Here is a 19,879-nt window from a genome sequence, read left to right as displayed (position 1 = left end):
CGCCGCGGCGCGCACCGGAACCCGCGGGCCGTTACGCTGGGACCATCCGTATCTCTCGATTGTGAGAAGGCTGGCGATCTCAGAGTGTCACAGCAGACACAGGACTCCGATTCCGCGGAGTTCGGCCCCAATCAGTGGCTCGTGGACGCGCTCCGCGAGCAGTGGCGGGAGGACCCCTCGAGCGTCGACCCCAGCTGGGCGGAGCACTTCGCCTCCACCAGCTCGGCACGCACCGAGGCCCCCGACACTCCCGGCCCGACCCCGCAGACCTCCGAGGCGGCGACGACGCCGCCCGTGGCGGCTCCTCCCCCGACCCCCGATGCGGCGCCCGCCGCCGCGGCCGCCCTCGACGACGCCGCCGACGAGGCGTCCACGCCGGACGCCTCCACCCCCGCTCCGGCCCCGTCGCCGACGCCCGCTCCCTCCTCCCCGGCCGCCCCGTCGGCCGCCTCGACGCCCGCGAAGGAATCCCCCGCCGTGAACGACGCCACCTCGACGCCCGCCCCGAGGACACCCGCGGTCTCCACGACCTCCGACCGTCCGGCCAAGGTCCCCACGACCACCGCGCAGATCCCCGCGGTCGAGCTACACGAGCCGGAGCCCACGAAGCTGCGCGGCCCGGCCGCCGCCGTGGTGCGGAACATGGACGAATCCCTGACCGTCCCGACCGCGACCTCTGTGCGCGACGTGCCGGTCAAGCTCCTGTTCGACAACCGCATCGTCATCAACAACCACCTCAAGCGCCACCGCGCGGGCAAGGTCTCCTTCACCCACCTGATCGGCTGGGCGATGGTCGAGGCGGTCACCGAGATCACCGACATGAACAACGGCTTCGACGTCGACGAGAAGGGCAAGCCGCTCCTGCTCAAGCGCCAGGACGTCAACTTCGGCCTCGCCATCGACATGCCCCGCCCCGACGGCTCCCGCGGCCTCGTGGTGCCGAACATCAAGGCGGCGCAGCGCTTCGACTTCCGCGGCTTCTGGAAGGCCTACGAGGAGGTCGTCAAGAAGGCCCGTGCCGGCAAGCTGACGATGGACGACTTCACCGGCACCACCGTCTCGCTGACCAACCCCGGCGGCATCGGCACCGTCCACTCGATCCCCCGCCTGATGCAGGGCCAGGGCGTCATCGTGGGCGTCGGCGCGATGGACTACCCCGCCCAGTTCCAGGGCGCGAGCCCGGCGACCCTCGCCGAGCTCGCCGTCTCGAAGGTCATGACGATGACCTCGACCTATGACCACCGCATCATCCAGGGCGCCGCCTCGGGCGAGTTCCTCAAGCGGATGGCGGACAAGCTGCTGGGCAAGGACGGCTTCTACGACCGCGTCTTCGCCTCGCTGCGCCTGCCCTACCAGCCCGTGCGCTGGGTGCCGGACAACCCCTTCCGCCTCACCACCTCGGAGCGCCTGGCCCGGGTGATGGACCTGATCCACTCCTTCCGCGTGCGCGGTCACCTCATGGCGGACACCGATCCGCTGCAGTACAAGGTCCGCAACCATCCGGACCTCGACGTGGAGACCTACGGCCTGACGCTGTGGGACCTCGACCGCACCTTCCCGACCCGCGGCGTGGGCGGCAAGGACCAGATGACGCTGCGGGACATCCTCGGCGTGCTGCGCGACGCGTACTGCCGCACCATCGGCGTGGAGTACATGCACATCTCCGACCCGGAGGAGCGCGCCTGGATCCAGCACAGGATGGAGACCCCGCGCGAGCCCTTCGACAAGGCAGAGCTGACCCACATCATGGACCGCCTCAACGCCGCCGAGGCGTTCGAGACCTTCCTGCAGACGAAGTTCGTCGGCCAGAAGCGGTTCTCCCTCGAGGGCGGGGAGGCCGTCATCCCGATGCTCGACACGGTGCTGCACGGCGCCGCCCACGAGGGTCTGGACGAGGTGGCCATCGGCATGTCGCACCGCGGGCGCCTGAACGTCCTCTCCAACCTCGCCGGCAAGAGCTACGGCCAGATCTTCCAGGAGTTCGAGGGCAACTACGGCGAGAAGCTCGGCTCCGGCGACGTGAAGTACCACCTGGGCACCGAGGGCACCTACACCTCCCACGACGGGAAGTCCACCAAGGTGTACCTCGCGGCCAACCCCTCGCACCTCGAGGCCGTCAACCCCGTCCTCGAGGGCATCGTCCGCGCCAAGCAGGACCGCCTCGAGCGCCCCGAGGAGTTCCCGGTGCTGCCCGTGCTCCTCCACGGCGACGCGGCCTTCGCGGGCCAGGGCGTGGTCACGGAGACGCTGAACCTCTCCGAGCTGCGCGGCTACCGCACCGGCGGCACGATCCACGTGATCATCAACAACCAGATCGGCTTCACCACGCTGCCGGACTCCTCGCGCTCGTCCTTCTACTCCACGGACGTCGCGAAGTCGACCCAGCTGCCGATCTTCCACGTCAACGGCGACGATCCCGAGGCCTGCGTGCGGGTCGCCGAGATCGCCTTCGAGTACCGCCAGAAGTTCCACCGCGACGTGGTCATCGACATGGTCTGCTACCGCCGCCGCGGCCACAACGAGGGCGACGACCCCTCGATGACCCAGCCGGAGATGTACAAGCTCATCAACGAGAAGGCCTCCACCCGCAAGCAGTACATGGAGACCCTCGTCGAGCGCGGCGACCTCACCGAGGAGGAGACCGAGGGCCTGGTGCGCAACTTCCAGGAGCACCTCGACGAGGCCTTCGCCTCGACCCGTTCCGACGCCGGCTCCGCGAAGCCCGCGGAGGCCAACGTGCAGGGCCTGGACCTGCCGGAGGCGCAGCAGGGCGGCACCGCGCCCGAACAGGCCGTCACCGCGGTCGACGCGTCGGTCGTGGCGCGGATCGGGCAGGCGCATGCGGAGGTCCCCGAGTCCTTCACCGTCCACCCCAAGCTGCGCCAGGTGCTCGAGCGCCGCACGCAGATGTCCTCGCGGGGCGGGATCGACTGGGCCTACGGCGAGCTGCTCGCTTTCGGCTCCCTGCTGATGCAGGGCAACCGGGTGCGCCTGGCCGGCCAGGACTCGCGCCGCGGCACCTTCGTGCAGCGTCACAGCGTGCTGATCGACCACGAGAGCGGCGACACCTGGACCCCGCTGTCCTATCTCAGCGACGACCAGGCACGCTTCAACGTCTACGACTCCTCGCTCTCGGAGTTCGCGGCGCTGGGCTTCGAGTACGGCTACTCCGTGGAGAGCCCGAACTCGCTGGTGCTGTGGGAGGCGCAGTTCGGCGACTTCGTCAACGGCGCCCAGACGATCATCGACGAGTTCATCTCCGCCTCCGAGCAGAAGTGGGGCCAGAACTCGAGCGTGGTCATGCTGCTGCCGCACGGCTACGAGGGCCAGGGGCCGGACCACTCCTCCGCCCGGATCGAGCGCTTCCTGCAGCTGTGCGCGGAGGAGAACATGCGGGTCGCGGCGCCGTCCACCCCGGCGAGCTACTTCCACCTGCTGCGCAAGCAGGCGCTCACCGAGCCGCGCAAGCCGCTGATCGTCTTCACCCCGAAGTCGATGCTGCGCAACAAGGCGGCCGTCAGCGCGGTCGAGGACTTCACCTCCGGCACCTTCGAGCCGGTCCTGCCGGACACGACCGTGGACCCGGCCGGCGTGCGCCGCGTGCTGCTCGCCTCGGGCAAGGTGTACTGGGACCTCGTGGCGCGCCGCGAGAAGCTCGGCGCCACCGACACCGCGATCGTCCGCGTCGAGCAGCTCTACCCGCTGCCCGAGGCGCAGCTGCGCACCGCGCTGGACGCCTACCCCGATGCTCCGCTGGTGTGGGTCCAGGAGGAGCCGCAGAACCAGGGTGCCTGGAGCTTCATGGCGATGAACTTCGCCGTCGAGGTGGGGCGCACCCTGCGGGTCGTGGCCCGCCCGGCCTCGGCCTCCCCGGCCACCGGCTCGACCGCCGTCCACAAGGCCGAGCAGGAGGATCTGCTCACCCGCGCCTTCGAGGCCTGAGCGACCCGCGGCGCGGGCCACGGGTTCGCCCGTGGCCCGCGCCGCCGTTAGAGTGAACCGACCCCGTCCCCTGCCAGGAGGTCCCGGTGCAGACCGTGCCCACTTCGCCCGTCCCGGATCCGGGCTCCCGGATCCGGATCATCGCGCTCGGCGACGAGCTCCTCGCCGGCATCGGCGACGCCCGAGCGCTGGGCTGGCTGGGCCGGGCCGTGGCCAGCGAGCAGGGTGCCGACTGCCGCATCGACGTGTTCTCCGCGGCGCTGCCGGGCGAGACCTCCGCGGAGCTGGCCGAGCGCTGGGACGCCGACGTCAAGCGTCGCTTCTCCGAGCAGGGCCGCGCCGACGGCTCCGTCGACCACCGGGTGGTGCTCGCGATGGGCCGCGCCGACGTCGAGGCCGGGATCTCCCTGGCCCGCTCGCGCCTGAACCTCGCCAAGATCCTCGACGGCCTCGAGCGTCTGCGGATCCCCGCCTTCGTGGTGGGCCCCGCCCCGAGCCGCGACCCGGCCACCACCGCGGGCGTGCGCGAGCTCTCCGGTGCCTTCGAGGACGTCTGCGCGCGGCGCCGCATCCCCTACGTCGACACCGTCGGCGGCCTGGTGGGCCACGACCAGTGGGAGAGCGACCTCGCCCGCTCGGCCGGCGACCACCCCGGCCAGACCGGCTACGGCCTTATCGCCTGGCTAGTGCTGCACAGCGGGTTCGGATCCTGGCTCGGCACCTCCCGCTGACCCCGTCGGGTGGGTCGACTCAGCGGCAGGTTCGGACCGGTATCTCTGCTTGACACCGGTCCGAACCTGCCGCTCGGTCTCTTCGCGCGAGGAAGCAGCCGGCCGGCCCGGGGCGCGGGCGGGTGAGGTCCGACTCAGGTGCTGAGAGGGGCTCGGACGGGGCTCCGCGCAAAGCCTCCGATATGGCATGATCGACGGGTTCATTCCGGGTGAAGGAAGGAGAGCGTGATGAGCAAGCGAGGACGCAAGCGCAAGGCTCGCCGCAAGAACAGCGCGAATCGCGGCAAGCGGCCCAACAGCTGACCGCGCCGTCGCCGATGGCGACATGCCGAAGGGCTCCTCCCGATGGGAGGAGCCCTTCGGCATGCTCGGGGACGGAGCCGACGCCCCGCGGCTCAGGCCGGGGGCAGGGTGCGGCGGGTGGTCGTCGAGCGGGTGACGCGCACCGTGGAGCCGTCGGCCCCGGTGGTCGTGCTCGTGCTGGTGGTGGTCACCGTGAGGGTGCGGCACGTGTCGGCGATCCGGGCCCGCAGGTCGGAGGGGGCGCGGTCCGCGCAGCTGCGGCGCACCAGCTCCTTCAGCCGGCGCAGGCGCTCCCACTCGTCGGCGCACTCGGGGCAGTCGTCGGTGTGGCGGCGCATCCGCTCGACGGTCTCGCGGGGGAGCTCGCCGTCGAGCGCCTCCTCGAGCCCGAAGCTCATGTCGCGCGTCGAGCCTGTCGCCGTCTCGCTCGTCGACGTCTCGCGCATCGCGCGGTCGTCCTGGGTCATCGCTCCTCCTCCCGGTCCGCGGTGTCGGCTCCGGTGTCGTCGGCGGCGTCCCCCGCCGAGGGCTGCGCACGCAGGAAGCCCGTGCGCTGGGCATGATCGGTGAGCTTCTCGCGCAGCTGGCGCCGCCCGCGATGGAGCCGGGACATGACCGTGCCGATCGGCGTGTCCATGATCTCGGCGATCTCCTTGTAGGCGAAGCCCTCGACGTCGGCGAGGTAGACCGCCATGCGGTAGTCCTCCCGCAGCTCGGACAGTGCGTCCTTGACCGCGGAGTCCGGCAGGTGGTCCAGCGCCTCGGCCTCCGCCGAGCGCAGGCCCGTGCTCGAGTGGCTCGAGACCTCCGCGAGCTGCCAGTCCTCGACCGCGTCGGTCCAGGCCTCCTTGGGGCGGCGCTGCTGCTTGCGGTAGCTCGAGATGTAGCTGTTGGTCATGATGCGGTACAGCCACGCCCGCATGTTCGTGCCCGGGGTGAAGCGGTCCTGGGCGCGGAACGCCTTGACGAAGGTGTCCTGGACCAGGTCCTCGGCGTCGTGCGGGTTGCGGGTCATCCGCAGCGCGCCGCCGTAGAGGGAGTCCAGGTGCGAGAGCGCCTCGGTCTCGAAGTCGAAGTCCGCCGCGGGATCGGGCTGCTCCGCGGAGGGCAGGCCGGTCCCGTGGTCGGAGGTGGGCTGTGTCTGCGTCATCGTCCCCAAACCTACGCCACCCGGGATCGCGGGGGCGCGCTCCAGCAGTCCAGTCGTCATGCGCCGCTCCCTCCCCGGCACCCGCCGGCGTGCTCGACCGTCCCGTCGGGGCCCCGACGGGGGCGCGGAACCGTGTCCGCACCGTCCGGTGCAACGCGTTGGGCACGGGGGATGTTCCTCGGGCGGTAGTGTGGGTGGCGGTGATCTTCCCGACAGGGCCGATCACCGGACCGTCGACACCTGCTCAGAACGTGAGGACACCATGGCCCTGGTCCGCCGAATCGCACGACCGCTGCTCGCCGCCCCCTTCGTCTTCGAGGGCGTGCGCACCGCGCTCCGCCCCGAGCGCGAGATCGACGTCTACCCGCAAGCCTTCGACGCGGTCGACTCGGCGCTGTCCAAGAGCTCTGCGCCGGGCTTCGTCGACTCCCGCGCCGTGGTGCGCGCCGCCGGCGTCATCGCCGCAGGCGCCGGCGTCCTCTACGCGACCAACCGCGCGCCCCGCGCTGCCGCCGCGGCCCTGCTCGTGACCACCTCCGTCGGCTGGGCCGGTCGGAAGAAGGTCTGGGAGCTGCGCGGCGAGGAGCTCGTCGCCGAGGTGCAGTCCATCCTCACCGACGCCGGCCTGCTGGGCGGCGTGCTCCTGGCCGTCGTCGACCACGACGGCCGCCCCTCGCTCGGCTACCGGGCGAACAAGTTCGTCGAGCGCAGCCAGAAGAAGGCCGCGCAGAAGCAGCGCGAGCTCGAGAAGAAGGCCGGGAAGGTGGAGAAGAAGGCCAAGGGCGCCGTCTCCACCGCCCAGAAGCAGCTCGCCGGCCAGCCCAGCTGATCTCCGTGGGTTCCGAGGTGCTGTGGAACGCACCGGTCGCCGACCAGCCGGTCGACGCCCTGGTGCGGGTTCCCGGGTCGAAGTCCCTCACCGCACGCTGGATGCTGCTCGCCGCCGCGGCGAGCGAGCCGTCCACGCTGCGCGGCGCGCTCGTCTCCCGCGACACGCGGCTGATGCGCGATGCGCTCGAGCGGCTCGGCGCAGTGCTGGAGGTGCGCGACGGGGTGCTGCACGTCTCCCCCATCCCGCCGGCCTGCGAGCACCCCGCCGAGCCGATCGAGATCCACACCGGCCTGGCCGGCACCGTGATGCGCTTCGTGCCGCTGCTGGCGGCGCTGCGCCACGGCGACGTGCGCTTCACCGGTGACGACGCCGCGCTCGTGCGGCCCATGGACGCGGTCGTCCAGGTGCTGCGCGGCCAGGGCGTCGAGGTGACCGAGCACGGCGAGCCAGGGCGGCTGCCGTTCACGGTGCACGGCCGGGGCACGCTGCCCGGCGGCCGGGTCGAGGTGGACGCCTCGGCCTCCAGCCAGTTCATCTCCAACGTGCTGCTGGTCGCGGCGCGGGCGGAGACGGACCTCGAGCTCGTCCATGTCGGGGAGGAGCTCCCCTCCCTGCCCCACATCGACATGACCCTGGAGACGCTGCGACGCGCCGGGGTCGAGGCCTCGCACGAGGTCGACGCCGAGGGCCGTCACTCCTGGAGGGTCGCGTGCGGCCCGATCCGTCCGCTGGAGGTCGTCGTCGAGCCGGACCTCTCCAACGCCGGGCCGTTCCTGGCCGCGGCGATGGTCACCGCCGGCACGATCGCGGTGGACGACTGGCCGGAGACCACCACCCAGCCCGGCGACGCGTACCGGGAGCTGCTGACGCGGATGGGCGCCGAGGTGTGGCGCGAGGACGAGGCGGTGGTGGTGCGCGGCACGGATGCGCTGCACGGCATCGAGGCGGACATGTCGGCCGTCGGCGAGCTCGTCCCCACTGTCGCGGCGCTGTGCGCGCTCGCGGACTCCCCCTCGCGGATCACCGGCGTCGCGCACCTGCGCGGGCACGAGACGGACCGCCTCAAGGCTCTGGCGACCGAGCTGACGAAGGTCGGCGCCCGCACCGAGGAGCTGCCCGACGGGCTCGTGATCACGCCGGGCCCGCTGCACGGCGCCGTCTTCGAGACCTACGAGGACCACCGCATGGCGACCGCCGGCGCGATCATCGGCCTGCGCGTCCCCGGCGTGCAGGTGGTCGACGTCGGCACCACGCAGAAGACCCTCCCCGACTTCGTGGGGATGTGGCTGTCGATGCTCCACCCCGAGCCGGCGGAGGACGACGCGTGAGCCTCGTGCCGCGAGGGTCGGGTGCGCCCCAGCACGGGTCGCCCCGGCACGGTGCGCCACGGCCACCGCGGGGCAAGGAGGGCACATCGTGGTGAGGCGGTCCGTCCGCGACTTCGACGAGTCCGACGTGCGGGTGCGCCCGAACCGACGCGGCTCCCGCCCCCGGACCAAGGACCGCCCCAAGCACGAGAACGCGATCACTGCCCGGGTCGTCTCCGTCGACCGCGGCCGCTGGCGCACCGTCGTCGGCGAGGGCACCGACGACCAGCGCGCGGTCACCGCCATGCGCGCCCGGGAGCTCGGCCGCTCCCCCATCGTCCCCGGCGACCTCGTCGGCCTCGTCGGCGACACCTCGGGACGCGAGGGGACGCTCGCCCGGATCGTGCGGATCCAGGAGCGCAGCTCCTTCCTGCGCCGCAGCGCCGACGACGACGACTCGACCGAGCGGCCCCTGGTCGCGAACGTCGACGTGATGGTGATGGTGACGGCGCTGGCCGATCCCGAGCCGCGCGGCGGCATGATCGACCGCTGCCTGGTCGCCGCCTATGTCGCCGGCATCGACGCGCTGCTGGTGCTGACGAAGGCAGACCTGCGCGCCCCCGAGGAGTTCCTGGCCGCCTACGCCCCGCTCGGGCTCGAGCACGTGGTGACCCGGCGCGAGACCCCCGCGGAGGCGGAGGATCCGGAGCACCCCGGCATCATCGGCCTCGAGCAGCTGCGCGAGCGTCTCTCGGGTCGGATCAGCGTGCTGATCGGCCACTCCGGGGTGGGCAAGTCCACCCTGCTGAACGCCCTGGTCCCGGGCGCGGGCCGCGCCACCGGCGTGGTCAACGACGTGACCGGGCGCGGCCGCCACACCTCCTCCTCGGCGCTCGCGATGCAGCTGCCCGAGGACGACGGCTGGGTGATCGACACCCCGGGCGTGCGCTCCTTCGGCCTGGGGCACGTGGACCCCGACGAGCTGCTGGACGCCTTCGCCGACCTCGCCGATCTCGCCGAGCAGTGCCCGCGCGGATGCACCCACCTCGAGGACGCGCCCGACTGCGCCCTCGACGATCTCGTGGAGCGGGGCGAGGCCGGCACCGCCGGTCCCGCGCGCCTGGCCTCCTACCGTCGCCTGGCCGAAGCGCTGCGCCGCAACGACCCCTGGGACGTCTGAGCCCCGCGTCGCTGCGGCCCGCCAGGGGCGCGGGACCCTATCGTGGACCCCATGTCCAGCCACTACGCCGATGACCTGCGCCTCGCCCACGTGCTCGCCGATGCCGTGGACCAGCTGACCACCTCCCGGTTCAAGGCGCAGGACCTCGAGGTCTCGACCAAGCCCGATCTCACCGAGGTCACCGACGCCGACAAGGCCGCCGAGCAGCTGGTGCGCTCCCAGCTCTCGCGCTCCCGCTCGCGGGACCAGGTGATCGGCGAGGAGTTCGGCTCCACCGGCGCGTCCCCGCGCCAGTGGGTGATCGACCCGATCGACGGAACCAGCAACTTCGTGCGCGGCGTGCCGGTGTGGGGCACCCTCATCGGCCTGATCGAGGACGGCCGGCCCGTGGTCGGCCTGGTCTCCGCGCCGGCGCTGGGACGCCGCTGGTGGGGCGGCGAGGGTGCCGGCGCCTGGACCGGCTCCCGGCTCAGCAGCGCGACGCGGCTGCAGGTCTCCTCCGTGAGCGCGATCGAGGAGGCCTCGCTGTCCTACTCCTCGCTGCACGGCTGGGCCGACCACGAGCTGCTGCCTGAGATGCTGAACCTCATGCAGCGCTTCTGGCGCACCCGCGCCTACGGCGACTTCTGGTCCTACATGCTCGTGGCCGAGGGCGCCGTCGACGTCGCCTGCGAGCCCGAGCTGAAGCTGCACGACATGGCCGCGCTGGTCCCGATCGTCACCGAGGCCGGCGGCCGCTTCACCTCCCTGGACGGCGAGCCCGGGCCGTTCGGCGGCAGCGCGGTGGCGACGAACTCGCTGCTGCACGAGGAGGTCCTCGAGGCGCTCGCGCCCCGGGAGCGCTGATCCCCGTCCCGCCGCCCGGCGCTCCGCTGTCCACCGGGACCCGCGCGGCGTCATCCGGACCCGGCGCTCGGTACGATGGCGGGACCCAGCGTCGCGGGATCGACCCTGTCCTCCCGTGCGCCCGTTCCCGTACTCTCGGAGGTTCCGCCCTATGACCGTCAAGCGCGTCGCACTGCTCACCGCCGGGGGCTACGCCCCGTGCCTCTCCTCCGCCGTCGGCGGACTGATCGAGCGCTATACCGAGCTGGTGCCGGACGTGGAGATCATCGCCTACAAGCACGGCTACTGGGGCCTTCTCTCCGGCGAGAAGATCGTGGTCGACGACGAGGTGCGCGCGAAGGCGGGCATCCTCCACAACTACGGCGGCTCCCCCATCGGCAACTCCCGCGTGAAGCTCACCAACACGAAGGACCTCGTCAAGCGCGGCCTGATCCAGGAGGGCGAGAACGCCCTCGAGGTCGCCGCGAACAAGCTCAAGGACGACGGTGTGGACGTGCTGCACACCATCGGCGGCGACGACACCAACACCACCGCCGCGGACCTCGCCGCCTACCTGCACGAGCACGGCCACGAGATGCAGGTCGTCGGTCTCCCGAAGACCATCGACAACGACATCGTCCCGATCCGCCAGTCGCTCGGCGCGAAGTCCGCCGCGGAGCAGACCAGCATCTTCGCGCAGAACATCATCGCCGAGCACGGCTCGAACCCGAGGATGCTGATCGTCCACGAGATCATGGGCCGCGCCTGCGGATATCTCACCGCGCAGGCGGCGGAGTACTACCAGCAGTGGCACTCCCAGCAGGAGTGGCTGCCCGGCATCGGCCACTCCGCCGACCGCTGGGACGTGCACGCCGTGTTCCTGCCCGAGCTCAAGCTCGACATCGAGGCCGAGGCCGACCGCCTGCGCAAGGTCATGGACGAGACCGGCTGCGTGAACATCTTCCTCTCCGAGGGTGCGGGCATCCCCGAGATCGTCGCCGAGATGCAGGCGCGCGGCGAGGAGCCGGAGAAGGACCCCTTCGGCCACGTCAAGATCGACACGATCAACCCCGGCCAGTGGTTCGCGGGGCAGTTCGCCGAGAAGCTCGGTGCGGAGAAGGTCATGGTCCAGAAGTCGGGCTACTTCTCCCGCTCCGCGAAGGCGAACCCCGAGGACATCCGCCTGATCAAGTCGATGACGGACTACGCCGTGCAGGTCGCCCTCGAGGGCGGCTCGGGCCTGGTCGGCCACGACGAGGAGCGCGGCGACGTGCTGCGCGCGGTCGAGTTCGACCGCGTCGCCGGCCACAAGGCATTCGACATCTCCCAGCCCTGGTTCGCCGAGGTCATGGAGCGCACCGGGCAGAAGATCGTCCCGGCCGAGGCGCACTGAGCCCTCGATGACCGATGGGCGGAGGATTTCGTGAGCACTCCCCGCCCGCGCGTGCGCACCTGGCGCCGCACCCTGCGCGCGCTCGCCCTGGAGGGGCGGGCGCGCGCAGCGCGTCACGGGCCCGACGAGCGAGCCCGGAACCTCGCTGGGCCAGGCATTCCGGGCGGCGACACCGGCGGGGCGGCCCACGCGATCTCCGGCGCAGACGGCGTCCTGCAGCTCTCCCCCGGCCCGCACGCCACAGCGCTCGCCCTGGACCGCGGACCGCTCGCCCCTCCGGTGCTGCTGCGCCCTCGGCAGGGACGCCTCGGCGACTGCTGGCTGATGGCGCCGATGCTCGCCCTCCACGAGACCGCGCCGGAGCGGCTGCGGGCACTGATCGGCGAGGAGACGGACGGGATCGTGACCGTCCGCCTCCCGGGCCTGGAGGAGCCGCTGCGGGTGGACCGTCGCTTCCCCGTCGATGCGCGCGGAGTGTTCCAGTACGGCAGGCGGGACGGCGCGAACCCCGGTTGGGTGGGCGTGCTCGAGAAGGCGATCGCCGGTCACATCGCCGGGGACTACGCCTTCCTGCAGCGGGGCATGGCCCGCTACGGCTTCGCGCTGCTGCTGGGTGAGCGGGTGCGCACGAACCTGCGCCTGCCCGATGCGGGGCAGGTCCTCGCCTGGCTGGCCGAGGGGCGCGCGCTCTGCGCCTCCACGCATCCGCTGAGCCCGCGGGTGCCGTCGGCGGCCGGTCTCCTGCCGCCGAACCATGTCTTCGCCGTCGTGGGCGCCGACGCGACGAGCGGACATCTGCATCTGCGGAACCCGGTGCGGCCGGCGGAGCTTCTCGTGCTCGATGCGCGCTCGTTCCGGCGCGGGTTCCTGTCCGTCGACGTCACCGCACCGTTGCGGTGACGGGGCGGGCCGTCCGCTCCTGATGATGGGCTCCGCGGTGATCGAGGTCGACGAGGGCATACCCCTACACGACATGCAGTGCCAGGAATCGCTCTCGCCACCGACGCCGTGCACACTGCCCGGTCCGCGGTCGCGCCGTGGGGACGGCAGACCCGATGCCACCCTCGATCCCCGCGAGCAGCGCGCGGAGCGTGTCCCGGTCAGGCCGGCCCCACCGGCCGGTCGACGACTCGGCGCACCCTCCGGCTGTGACGTAGCCTGCAAGGATCCGTGGCCATGGAAGGAGATCATATGGGCGACAGCCCGACGTCCGGGGTGAACGTGCTGCTGGTGGCCGACCCGGGCCTGCCCACGGCCCGAGCGCGATCGATCCAGGATGACCTGCAGGAGCTGCTCGACGAGGCGTTCAGCCCTCCGATCACTCTCAACGTCCAGACCGCGATGCTCCGTCTGCGGCCCGACAACTCCCTCGATCTCTCCGACGCCGTCGAGCTGGCACGCGAATACGGATCACCGGAGGCGGTGCTGCTGCTCACCGAGATCCCGCGACTGGAGGATGGCCATCCCTTGATCGCAGAGATCTTCCCCGACGAGAAGATCGCCGTCGTCTCGTGCCCCACGCTCGGAGCGTTCTTCAGCCGCCGCCGCATCCTCGACACTCTGATGGCGTGCACCGTGCGGCTGAAGCCGACCAGCGAGCCCCGGGACCCCTCGATGTTCGACCGGTCCTGGCTCCGCTGGGCCCAGAGCCCGGACGGCAACGACCATTCGACGCTCCGGGCACGCCGGTTCACCGGCGGTCTCCGCACCGTCCTCGGGATGGTCGCCGGCAACGAGCCCGTGAAGACGGCGCCACGCCTCTCGAGCGCCCTCGCAGCGGCAGCGGCCACCGGCGCATTCGGCATCTTCTACAACTCGATCTGGGTCATGTCCACCTACCTGTCGACGCCGCGGCTCATCGGCGTCGGGCTCCTCGCGATCGCGGCGATGACGGCATGGCTTATCGCCAGCAACGGGCTCTGGGACTCGCCGGAGCGGGAGAATCTCGCACGGGTGGTCCTGTTCTACAACCTCTCCACGGTGGTCACTCTGGTGCTGTGCGTCTTCGTGCTCTACGTGGCGCTGGTCCTGCTCATCCTCGCCGGTGGCCTGATCGTCATCGCTCCCGAGTACATGGAGGACGTGACCGGGCAGCCTCCCGTCTTCACCCGTTACCTCGACATCGCGTGGCTCAGCGCCGCCATGGGCGTCGTGGCCGGCGCGCTCGGCTCGAGCTTTGACCAGCGCACCGACCTCAAGACGCTCACCCATGGGCAGAGGGAGCGCCAGCGGAAGTACACCGAGGAGGGCTCGTGATCATCGGCGGTGGGCCGTTCAGCCCCTAGGAGGTGCTGGGCAGGATGCCGGCGCTGGCGGGGAGGTTCTTCTCGCCGGTGAGCGGGGAAGCGTCGTCCTGGGTCCCGTCCAGGCCTGCCTGGTGGAGGCAGCTTCGGCCGAGGTCGAGGTGCTCGGCGGCACCGACAGGATCGCTGACGAGCCCCCGGCGCTGAATACAGCAGAACACGAAGGCCCCCGATCCGCATTTCTGCTGATCGAGGGCCTTCACTTCGTAGCGGGGGCAGGATTTGAACCTACGACCTCCGGGTTATGAGCCCGGCGAGCTACCGAACTGCTCCACCCCGCGGCGACATCAGTAACTCTAGGACGACCCGTCCCCCGAGTCCAGCCGAAAGCCCTCCGACGTGGGCCATGCCACGTTCACGGGCAGTTCACCTGCGCTCGCGTACCTGGAAGGCCCTGCTGCAAGTCTCGCCGCCCGCCTCGCGCACTACGTCCGCGGCCTCCGCTGCGCAGCTCCGCACCCCTCCGACGACGAGGACGCCCGCCGCGCACCGGCCACAGCCGGCGCCGCGACGGGCGTCCTCGGAGCCGGGATGCTCCCGGCGGTGGTAGAAGGGTCAGCCCTCCCCGCCGCCGTCGGAAGCCGCCGGCGTGCCGGACCCGCCGAGCTCCTGGTTGGCCTGGACAGCCCGGTTCAGCGCATCGGCCAGGCGGTCCTGCGCGTCGCCGTACGCGGCCCAGTCCCCCTCGGCCATCGCCTTCTCGGAGTCGGCGACCGCGGTGTCCATGTCGGTCAGCGCCTGGTGGAGGCGCTGCTGGGGGGTGCCGTCGGCCGCGGGGGCCTGCTGCTCGCCCTCGGCGGGCGGCTCCTCGCCCTCAGCGGGGGCCTCCCCGTCCCCCTCCTCGACGGTGCCCTCGCCGGTCTCGGCGTCGGCCGTGCCGCTCGGGGCATCGGAGTCGGTGACCTCCGCATCGCCGGCGGAGGCGCCCGAGTCGCCGCCGAAGACCAGGTCGAGCGCCTCGTCCAGCGTCGGCGCGAAGCCGATCCGGTCGCCGAAGGAGACCAGCACCATCTGCAGCAGCGGGTACTGGGTGCCGCCGCCGGTCTGCGAGGACTGCAGATAGACGGGCTGCACGTAGAGCAGGCCACCGCCGACGGGCAGGGTGAGCAGGTTGCCGTTGATGACCTCGGAGGCGCCCTGCTGCAGCAGGTTCAGCGCCTGGGACACGTTCGGCTCGGCGTTGAAGGTCGCCTGGACCTGTCCGGGACCGTTGACCGGGTTGGAGGTCGGCAGCCGCAGCAGCGTCATGTCGCCGTAGCTGTCCGCCGGGTTGCCTTCGGTGCTGCCGGTCTCCGAGTCGACCGCGAGGAAGCCGGTGAGCACGTTCTGCCCTTCGGAGGGGATGAAGCTCGAGGAGAGCGTGAAGCGGGGCTGCTCCTCGTCCGGCATCTGCATGGTGAGGTACATCGGGGGCTGCGGGGCCTGCTCACCAGCGCTGCCGTCGGGGTTGGTGGGCGCCGGGACCGTCGGGTCCGGCGGCACCTGCCAGAAGTCCTGCTGGGTGAAGAAGTCGTCCGCGTCGGTGACGTGGTACGTGGAGAGGATCTGGCGCTGCGCCTTGAAGTAGTCCGCCGGGTAGCGCAGATGCGACATCAGCTCGCCGCTGATCTCCGAGGCGGGCTGGAGGGCGTCCGGGAACACCTCGGCCCAGGACTTCAGGATCGGGTCCTCGGTGTCCCAGGTGTACAGCGTCACCGAGCCGTCGAACGCGTTCACGGTCGCCTTCACGGAGTTGCGCATGTAGTTCGCCGAGCGCTCGCGGTTGCTCGCCGAGGCGTTCGGATCGGTCTGGGAGTCGTTCACCGTCTGCTCGAGGTCGACCGACTGCGCGTAGGGGTACTCGGTCGTGGTGGTGTATCCGTCGACCACCCACACCATCTGGTCGTCCACGACGGCGGGGTACATCTGCGAGTCCAGCGACAGGAACGGCGCGACCTCGCGGACACGCTGCTGCGGGTCGCGGTCGTAGAGGATCTGCGACTCCTCGTTGAGGTAGTTCGAGATCACGATGTTCGGGTCGCGGAACTTGATCGCGTACAGCAGCTGGTTGAAGAAGCTGCCCACGGCGGGCCCGCCGTCGCCCTGGAAGGTGTTGTAGACCTGCTCGCCGCCCTGCTCGTCGTCCGTGCTGCCCTGCTGGTAGTCGAACTCCTGCGGGTCGGCCCCCTCGGGCGCTCCGACGATCGAGTAGTCCGGGGAGTGGCGGCCGAAGTAGACCCGCTCCTCGTACTCGCCGAACGCGCCCTCGCCGGGCACGCCCGACTGCAGGAAGCTCGGCTCGCCGTCGCTGTTGCGACGGTTGCCGTGCGCGGCGGCGGCGCCGTAGCCGTGCGTGTAGGTGATGTGCTGGTCCACCCAGGAGCGGTCCGCGAGGCCGAACTTGTCCGGCCGCAGCTCGCGCACGCCGATCACGGTGTCCTGCAGCTGGCCGTCGATCTGGTAACGATCCACGCTGAGGACGTCGTCGAAGCCCCAGTAGCGACGGTTGGCCTCGCGCTGCTCGAAGGTGGGCGAGATGACGTTGGGGTCCATCAGACGGATCTGCGCCGTGGTCGAGGCGTCCTCGCGCAGGGCACCCGAGGTCGCGTCCGTGCTGGCCGTGTAGGGCACCTCGGTGACGTCGTCGAGGTTGAATGCGGTGCGGGTCGCGTCGATGTTGTTCTGGATGTAGGGCTGCTCGAGCGCGCGCTCGTTGGGCTGGACCTGGAACTGCTGGATGGCCCAGGGGTAGAGATTGCCCACGGCGAGGGTGGACAGGATCATCAGCCCGGCGCCGATCGCGGGGATCCGCCAGTCCGAGCGGAAGATCCACACCACGAACAGCGCCGCGACCACCACCGCGGCGATCGCGAGGATCGTCTGCGCGGGCAGGATCGCGTGGACGTCCGCGTAGGAGGCGCCCTCGAAGCGGGTGTGGGAGGCGGTGAGCAGGTCGTAGCGCTGGAACCAGTGCCCCGCCCCGAGGAAGAGCACGTAGATCGCGGCGAGCACGCCGAGGTGGCGGCGCGCGGTGCGCGTGACCTCGAGCCCGCTCTCCTGACCCCAGCTCACGCCGCCGTAGACGAAGTGTCCGATCAGGGCGCCGACGATCGAGACGAGCAGCACGAACTGCCCGAAGGAGACCAGCACGTCGATCACCGGCAGGGTGAAGACGTAGAAGGAGATGTCGTTGTCGAAGACCGGGTCGGTCTGCCCGAAGTCCTGCGGGTGCAGGAACAGCTGCACGTCCTGCCAGCGGCGGGACAGCGCGAGCCCGCCGAAGGCGCCGATCACGATCGGTGCGCCGTAGGTCAGGCCGCGGCGCAGCGGGTCCACCGCGGCGCGGAACTGCTCCAGCGCTTCCTGCTCCCGTGTGATCGGCGGGTAGACGGGGCGCTTGGTGTACGCGATGCGGAGGCTGAGGAACAGCGGCACGGCGAACACGATGAAGCCGGCGACGAACAGCAGCGCCTGGGTGACCCACCGCGTGACGAGCACGTCGGTGAACTGGAGCTGGTCCATCCACAGGTACTTCGTCCACACCTCCGAGGCGAGGACGAGGAGCGCGATGAGCACGCCGAGCGCGATCACCGTGATCATCAGAGGGGAGATCCTCCGGGGCTCACCGGAGGCTCCATCGGGGGCCGGTCGTGGGCGCGGCCGCGGCATGTCGCCGAACTGGGCGGAGAAACTCACAGATAACCTCTGGTGCCTCGAAGTCGGAGCGCACACGGGGCCCCCGACGTCGTGGGGTCCCAGAACGCGGCCCGGGTACAGTGTGATGCCGCCGTGCTGCACGGCGGTCACCCCATTCTGTCAGGCCGAACCTGTAAGGGACCTCTCGATCCGATGACGACTCCTGCCCAGGACCCGCTGGACGCGCCCACGGCCGCGCTCGCCGCCGCCGTGCTCGAGGTCGCCCGCCATGTCGAGGACGGCCCGCTGCCCGCACCGCGCCTGTTCGCGCTCGCCCGCAGCGCCGAGCTGATCGCCGCCTCCCCAGCCCTCGCCGCGCTGCTGGGCGCCGAGGGCGAGGGCGCGAACGCCCCCGACGACCTGCACCTCACACCGATCGACCTCGACGCGGGCGCCGCGCCCTCCGGTCCGTCCGGCGGGCAGGAGGATCCGTTCGCGGCGCTCGAGAAGGTGCAGTGGCCGGACATGGCCGCCGGCGGCGCGATCGCCTGCGATCTCGCGCCCGCGGCCTGGTCGGTCCGCGACGGGGAGCAGGGCGCCGGCGGCGCCGCGCTGCCGTCGGGGCGTGTGCTGCGCGTGGTGGTCGCGGCACTGGGCGACGGCACCACCTGGTCGGCGGTGCACCGCGGCGGCGAGGACGGCTACGTCCTCGGCGCCGCGCTGCTGCCGGAGATCTCCGAGGCGCTGGTGCAGACCCTGCAGTCCGGGAGCTGAGGGTCCCTCCCTGTCGGTCTCAGAAGGCCGGCGCGAGCGAGTCCTCGCCCTCCGTCTCGTCCGCGTCCTCGGGGTTCGCCGAGCTCGCCTCGGTGAGGATCTCCCCCGAGTTCGGGTCGACGTTCGGGACGTCCTGCGCGCGCAGCGGCTTGGTGAACCGCGAGGAGCCGTAGGTGAGGTCGTGACCGATGGACTCGGCCTGGAGGTTCAGCGAGTAGCGGGTGACGCCGTCGGCGCCCTGCCACTCCGAGGTGTTCAGACGGCCCGTGACCAGCAGCGGCTGGCCCTTGTGGATCGAGCGCATCACATTCTGTCCCAGCCCGCGGCGTGCGAAGACGGTGACGAACTCGGTCCTGCGGTCGGCGAAGTCCTGCGTGGCGGTGTTGTAGTAGCGACCGGTGAGGGCGATCCGCAGCTTGACGCTGGTGGATCCGTCCTCCTGCCGGTGCTCGGTGGGATCGGCGGTGACGTTCCCCATCAGCGTGGTCTGGATGTCGCGCATGGCGCTGTCCTTCCTGGCTGCCGGGGAGCTCCCCGGCCTCGGCACCCTGCCGAGTGACCTCAGCGTCCCCGGGCGGTGCCGCCCGTTCCAGCGTGGGGCTGATCCTGTGGACGACAGGGGGCTGGGGAGGAACGGTCGCGGGCGGGGACGGCACGCGGAACGGCAGGCCGCCAGGACGTGGGGCGACCGCTGCACGGACACGGAGCACCGCGGCGTCAGAACGCGAAGCGGCCGGCCCCTCCGAGGAGGGACCGGCCGCTCGTGTCGCCGGGGCGCGGGCCGTCCGGCCCGCTCGTCGGCGTCAGGTGTGTGAGGCTCAGGCCTGCGGCACGACGAGACCGGACGCCGAGGAGCGCGCGGCCTCGAAGCGGGCCTGCACGTCGGCCCAGTTCACGATGTTCCAGATCGCCTTGACGTAGTCCGCCTTCACGTTCTGGTAGTCCAGGTAGAAGGCGTGCTCCCACATGTCCAGCTGGAACAGCGGGATCGTCGCCACCGGCACACCGTTCTGCTGATCGTAGAACTGCTCGATCACCAGGTTCCCGCCGATCGGCTCGTAGGCCAGCACCGCCCAGCCCGAGCCCTGGATGCCCAGCGCCGCCGCCGTGAAGTGCGCACGGAAGGAGTCGAACGAGCCGAAGTACTCATCGATCGCCTGCGCGAGCTCACCGGTCGGCTTGTCGCCGCCCTCCGGCGAGAGGTTCTTCCAGAAGATCGAGTGGTTCGTGTGACCACCGAGGTTGAAGGCGAGGTCCTTCGAGAACTGGTTGACCGACCCGAAGTCCCCGGCCTCACGCGCCGCGGCGAGCTTCTCCAGCGCCGTGTTCGCGCCCTTGACATAGGTCGCGTGGTGCTTGGAGTGGTGCAGCTCCATGATCTTCCCCGAGATCGAGGGATCCAGCGCGCCGTAGTCGTAATCGAGATCGGGAAGCGTGTACTCAGCCATATGGATCATCCCTTCGTCAGTTCTGCGCGGGACCAGCCGGTGCGGGCCCCGCCGTGTGATCCATCCTGCCACGAGG

Annotated in this window: 17 protein-coding genes and 1 tRNA gene; 11 read left to right on the top strand and 7 right to left on the bottom strand. The window is 71.2% G+C overall.

Translation table 11 applies throughout. From position 1 onward, the window contains the following. Positions 1-84: 84 nt before the first annotated feature. The 3 genes from RBL05_RS16710 to RBL05_RS16975 all read left to right on the top strand — a co-directional run bounded on the left by RBL05_RS16710 (position 85) and on the right by RBL05_RS16975 (position 4,976). Positions 85-3,942, top strand: a complete 3,858-nt coding sequence (locus tag RBL05_RS16710) for a multifunctional oxoglutarate decarboxylase/oxoglutarate dehydrogenase thiamine pyrophosphate-binding subunit/dihydrolipoyllysine-residue succinyltransferase subunit (protein WP_308738530.1) — start codon at positions 85-87, stop codon at positions 3,940-3,942. Between the two features lie 86 nt (positions 3,943-4,028). Beyond that, positions 4,029-4,673, top strand: a complete 645-nt coding sequence (locus tag RBL05_RS16705) for a GDSL-type esterase/lipase family protein (RefSeq protein WP_010549618.1) — start codon at positions 4,029-4,031, stop codon at positions 4,671-4,673. Between the two features lie 228 nt (positions 4,674-4,901). Further along, positions 4,902-4,976, top strand: a complete 75-nt coding sequence (locus RBL05_RS16975; RefSeq protein WP_369801468.1) for a 50S ribosomal protein bL37 — start codon at positions 4,902-4,904, stop codon at positions 4,974-4,976. A gap of 92 nt (positions 4,977-5,068) precedes the next feature. Here the strand turns inward: RBL05_RS16975 and rsrA are convergent, their stop codons facing one another. Both rsrA and RBL05_RS16695 read right to left on the bottom strand, forming a co-directional pair. Then, entirely contained in the window at positions 5,069-5,443 is a 375-nt protein-coding gene (gene rsrA / locus RBL05_RS16700; protein WP_308738531.1) for a mycothiol system anti-sigma-R factor, read from the bottom strand. Beyond that, complete coding sequence (locus tag RBL05_RS16695; RefSeq protein ID WP_308741154.1) at positions 5,440-6,126, bottom strand: sigma-70 family RNA polymerase sigma factor; 687 nt, start codon at positions 6,124-6,126, stop codon at positions 5,440-5,442. The genes rsrA and RBL05_RS16695 overlap by 4 nt, the downstream gene beginning before the upstream one ends. Positions 6,127-6,388: 262 nt before the next feature. Here RBL05_RS16695 and RBL05_RS16690 point away from each other — a divergent pair, with 262 nt between their 5' ends. The 7 genes from RBL05_RS16690 (at position 6,389) to RBL05_RS16660 (ending at position 13,919) form a co-directional block, all read left to right on the top strand. Next, entirely contained in the window at positions 6,389-6,955 is a 567-nt protein-coding gene (locus RBL05_RS16690; protein ID WP_308738532.1) for a hypothetical protein, read from the top strand. 5 nt (positions 6,956-6,960) lie between these two features. Next, positions 6,961-8,286: a 3-phosphoshikimate 1-carboxyvinyltransferase gene (gene aroA, locus RBL05_RS16685; RefSeq protein WP_308738533.1), complete on the top strand. Its 1,326-nt coding sequence runs from the start codon at positions 6,961-6,963 to the stop codon at positions 8,284-8,286. Between the two features lie 88 nt (positions 8,287-8,374). Then, a complete protein-coding gene (rsgA, locus tag RBL05_RS16680) occupies positions 8,375-9,445 on the top strand; it encodes a ribosome small subunit-dependent GTPase A (protein ID WP_308738534.1) in 1,071 nt (356 codons plus the stop codon). Positions 9,446-9,496: 51 nt separating this feature from the next. Then, entirely contained in the window at positions 9,497-10,291 is a 795-nt protein-coding gene (gene hisN, locus RBL05_RS16675; protein ID WP_308738535.1) for a histidinol-phosphatase, read from the top strand. Positions 10,292-10,442: 151 nt separating this feature from the next. Next, positions 10,443-11,663 carry a pyrophosphate--fructose-6-phosphate 1-phosphotransferase gene (locus RBL05_RS16670; RefSeq protein WP_308738536.1) on the top strand — a complete coding sequence of 407 codons (1,221 nt, stop codon included), beginning with the start codon at positions 10,443-10,445 and terminating at the stop codon, positions 11,661-11,663. Positions 11,664-11,693: 30 nt separating this feature from the next. Then, positions 11,694-12,563: a C2 family cysteine protease gene (locus RBL05_RS16665; protein WP_308738537.1), complete on the top strand. Its 870-nt coding sequence runs from the start codon at positions 11,694-11,696 to the stop codon at positions 12,561-12,563. Between the two features lie 276 nt (positions 12,564-12,839). Continuing rightward, entirely contained in the window at positions 12,840-13,919 is a 1,080-nt protein-coding gene (locus RBL05_RS16660; RefSeq protein WP_308738538.1) for a hypothetical protein, read from the top strand. 25 nt (positions 13,920-13,944) lie between these two features. On the opposite strand, the gene RBL05_RS16655 is transcribed toward RBL05_RS16660, so the two are convergent. From RBL05_RS16655 to RBL05_RS16645, 3 genes are all read right to left on the bottom strand, one after another. Then, positions 13,945-14,169, bottom strand: coding sequence for a hypothetical protein (locus RBL05_RS16655; protein ID WP_308738539.1), 225 nt, complete (start codon positions 14,167-14,169; stop codon positions 13,945-13,947). A gap of 4 nt (positions 14,170-14,173) precedes the next feature. After that, positions 14,174-14,247, bottom strand: a tRNA-Met gene (locus tag RBL05_RS16650). Between the two features lie 274 nt (positions 14,248-14,521). After that, on the bottom strand, positions 14,522-17,545 hold the full coding sequence (locus tag RBL05_RS16645; RefSeq protein WP_318603919.1) for a UPF0182 family protein: 3,024 nt from the start codon (positions 17,543-17,545) through the stop codon (positions 14,522-14,524). Between the two features lie 249 nt (positions 17,546-17,794). Between RBL05_RS16645 and RBL05_RS16640 the strand changes: the two genes are divergently transcribed. Then, positions 17,795-18,355 (top strand): PPA1309 family protein, encoded by a 561-nt coding sequence (locus RBL05_RS16640; protein WP_308738541.1) that lies wholly within the window; start codon positions 17,795-17,797, stop codon positions 18,353-18,355. 19 nt (positions 18,356-18,374) lie between these two features. Here the strand turns inward: RBL05_RS16640 and RBL05_RS16635 are convergent, their stop codons facing one another. Beyond that, positions 18,375-18,857, bottom strand: a complete 483-nt coding sequence (locus RBL05_RS16635) for a single-stranded DNA-binding protein (RefSeq protein ID WP_308738542.1) — start codon at positions 18,855-18,857, stop codon at positions 18,375-18,377. A 316-nt stretch (positions 18,858-19,173) separates the two neighbouring features. Further along, on the bottom strand, positions 19,174-19,803 hold the full coding sequence (locus RBL05_RS16630) for a superoxide dismutase (protein ID WP_308738543.1): 630 nt from the start codon (positions 19,801-19,803) through the stop codon (positions 19,174-19,176). Between the last annotated feature and the right edge of the window lie 76 nt (positions 19,804-19,879).

It is taken from the genome of Brachybacterium sp. GU-2, from assembly GCF_030866705.2.
In the GTDB taxonomy this organism is placed as follows: Bacteria; Actinomycetota; Actinomycetes; order Actinomycetales; family Dermabacteraceae; genus Brachybacterium; species Brachybacterium conglomeratum.
This window is presented reverse-complemented; position numbering and strand designations above follow the sequence as displayed.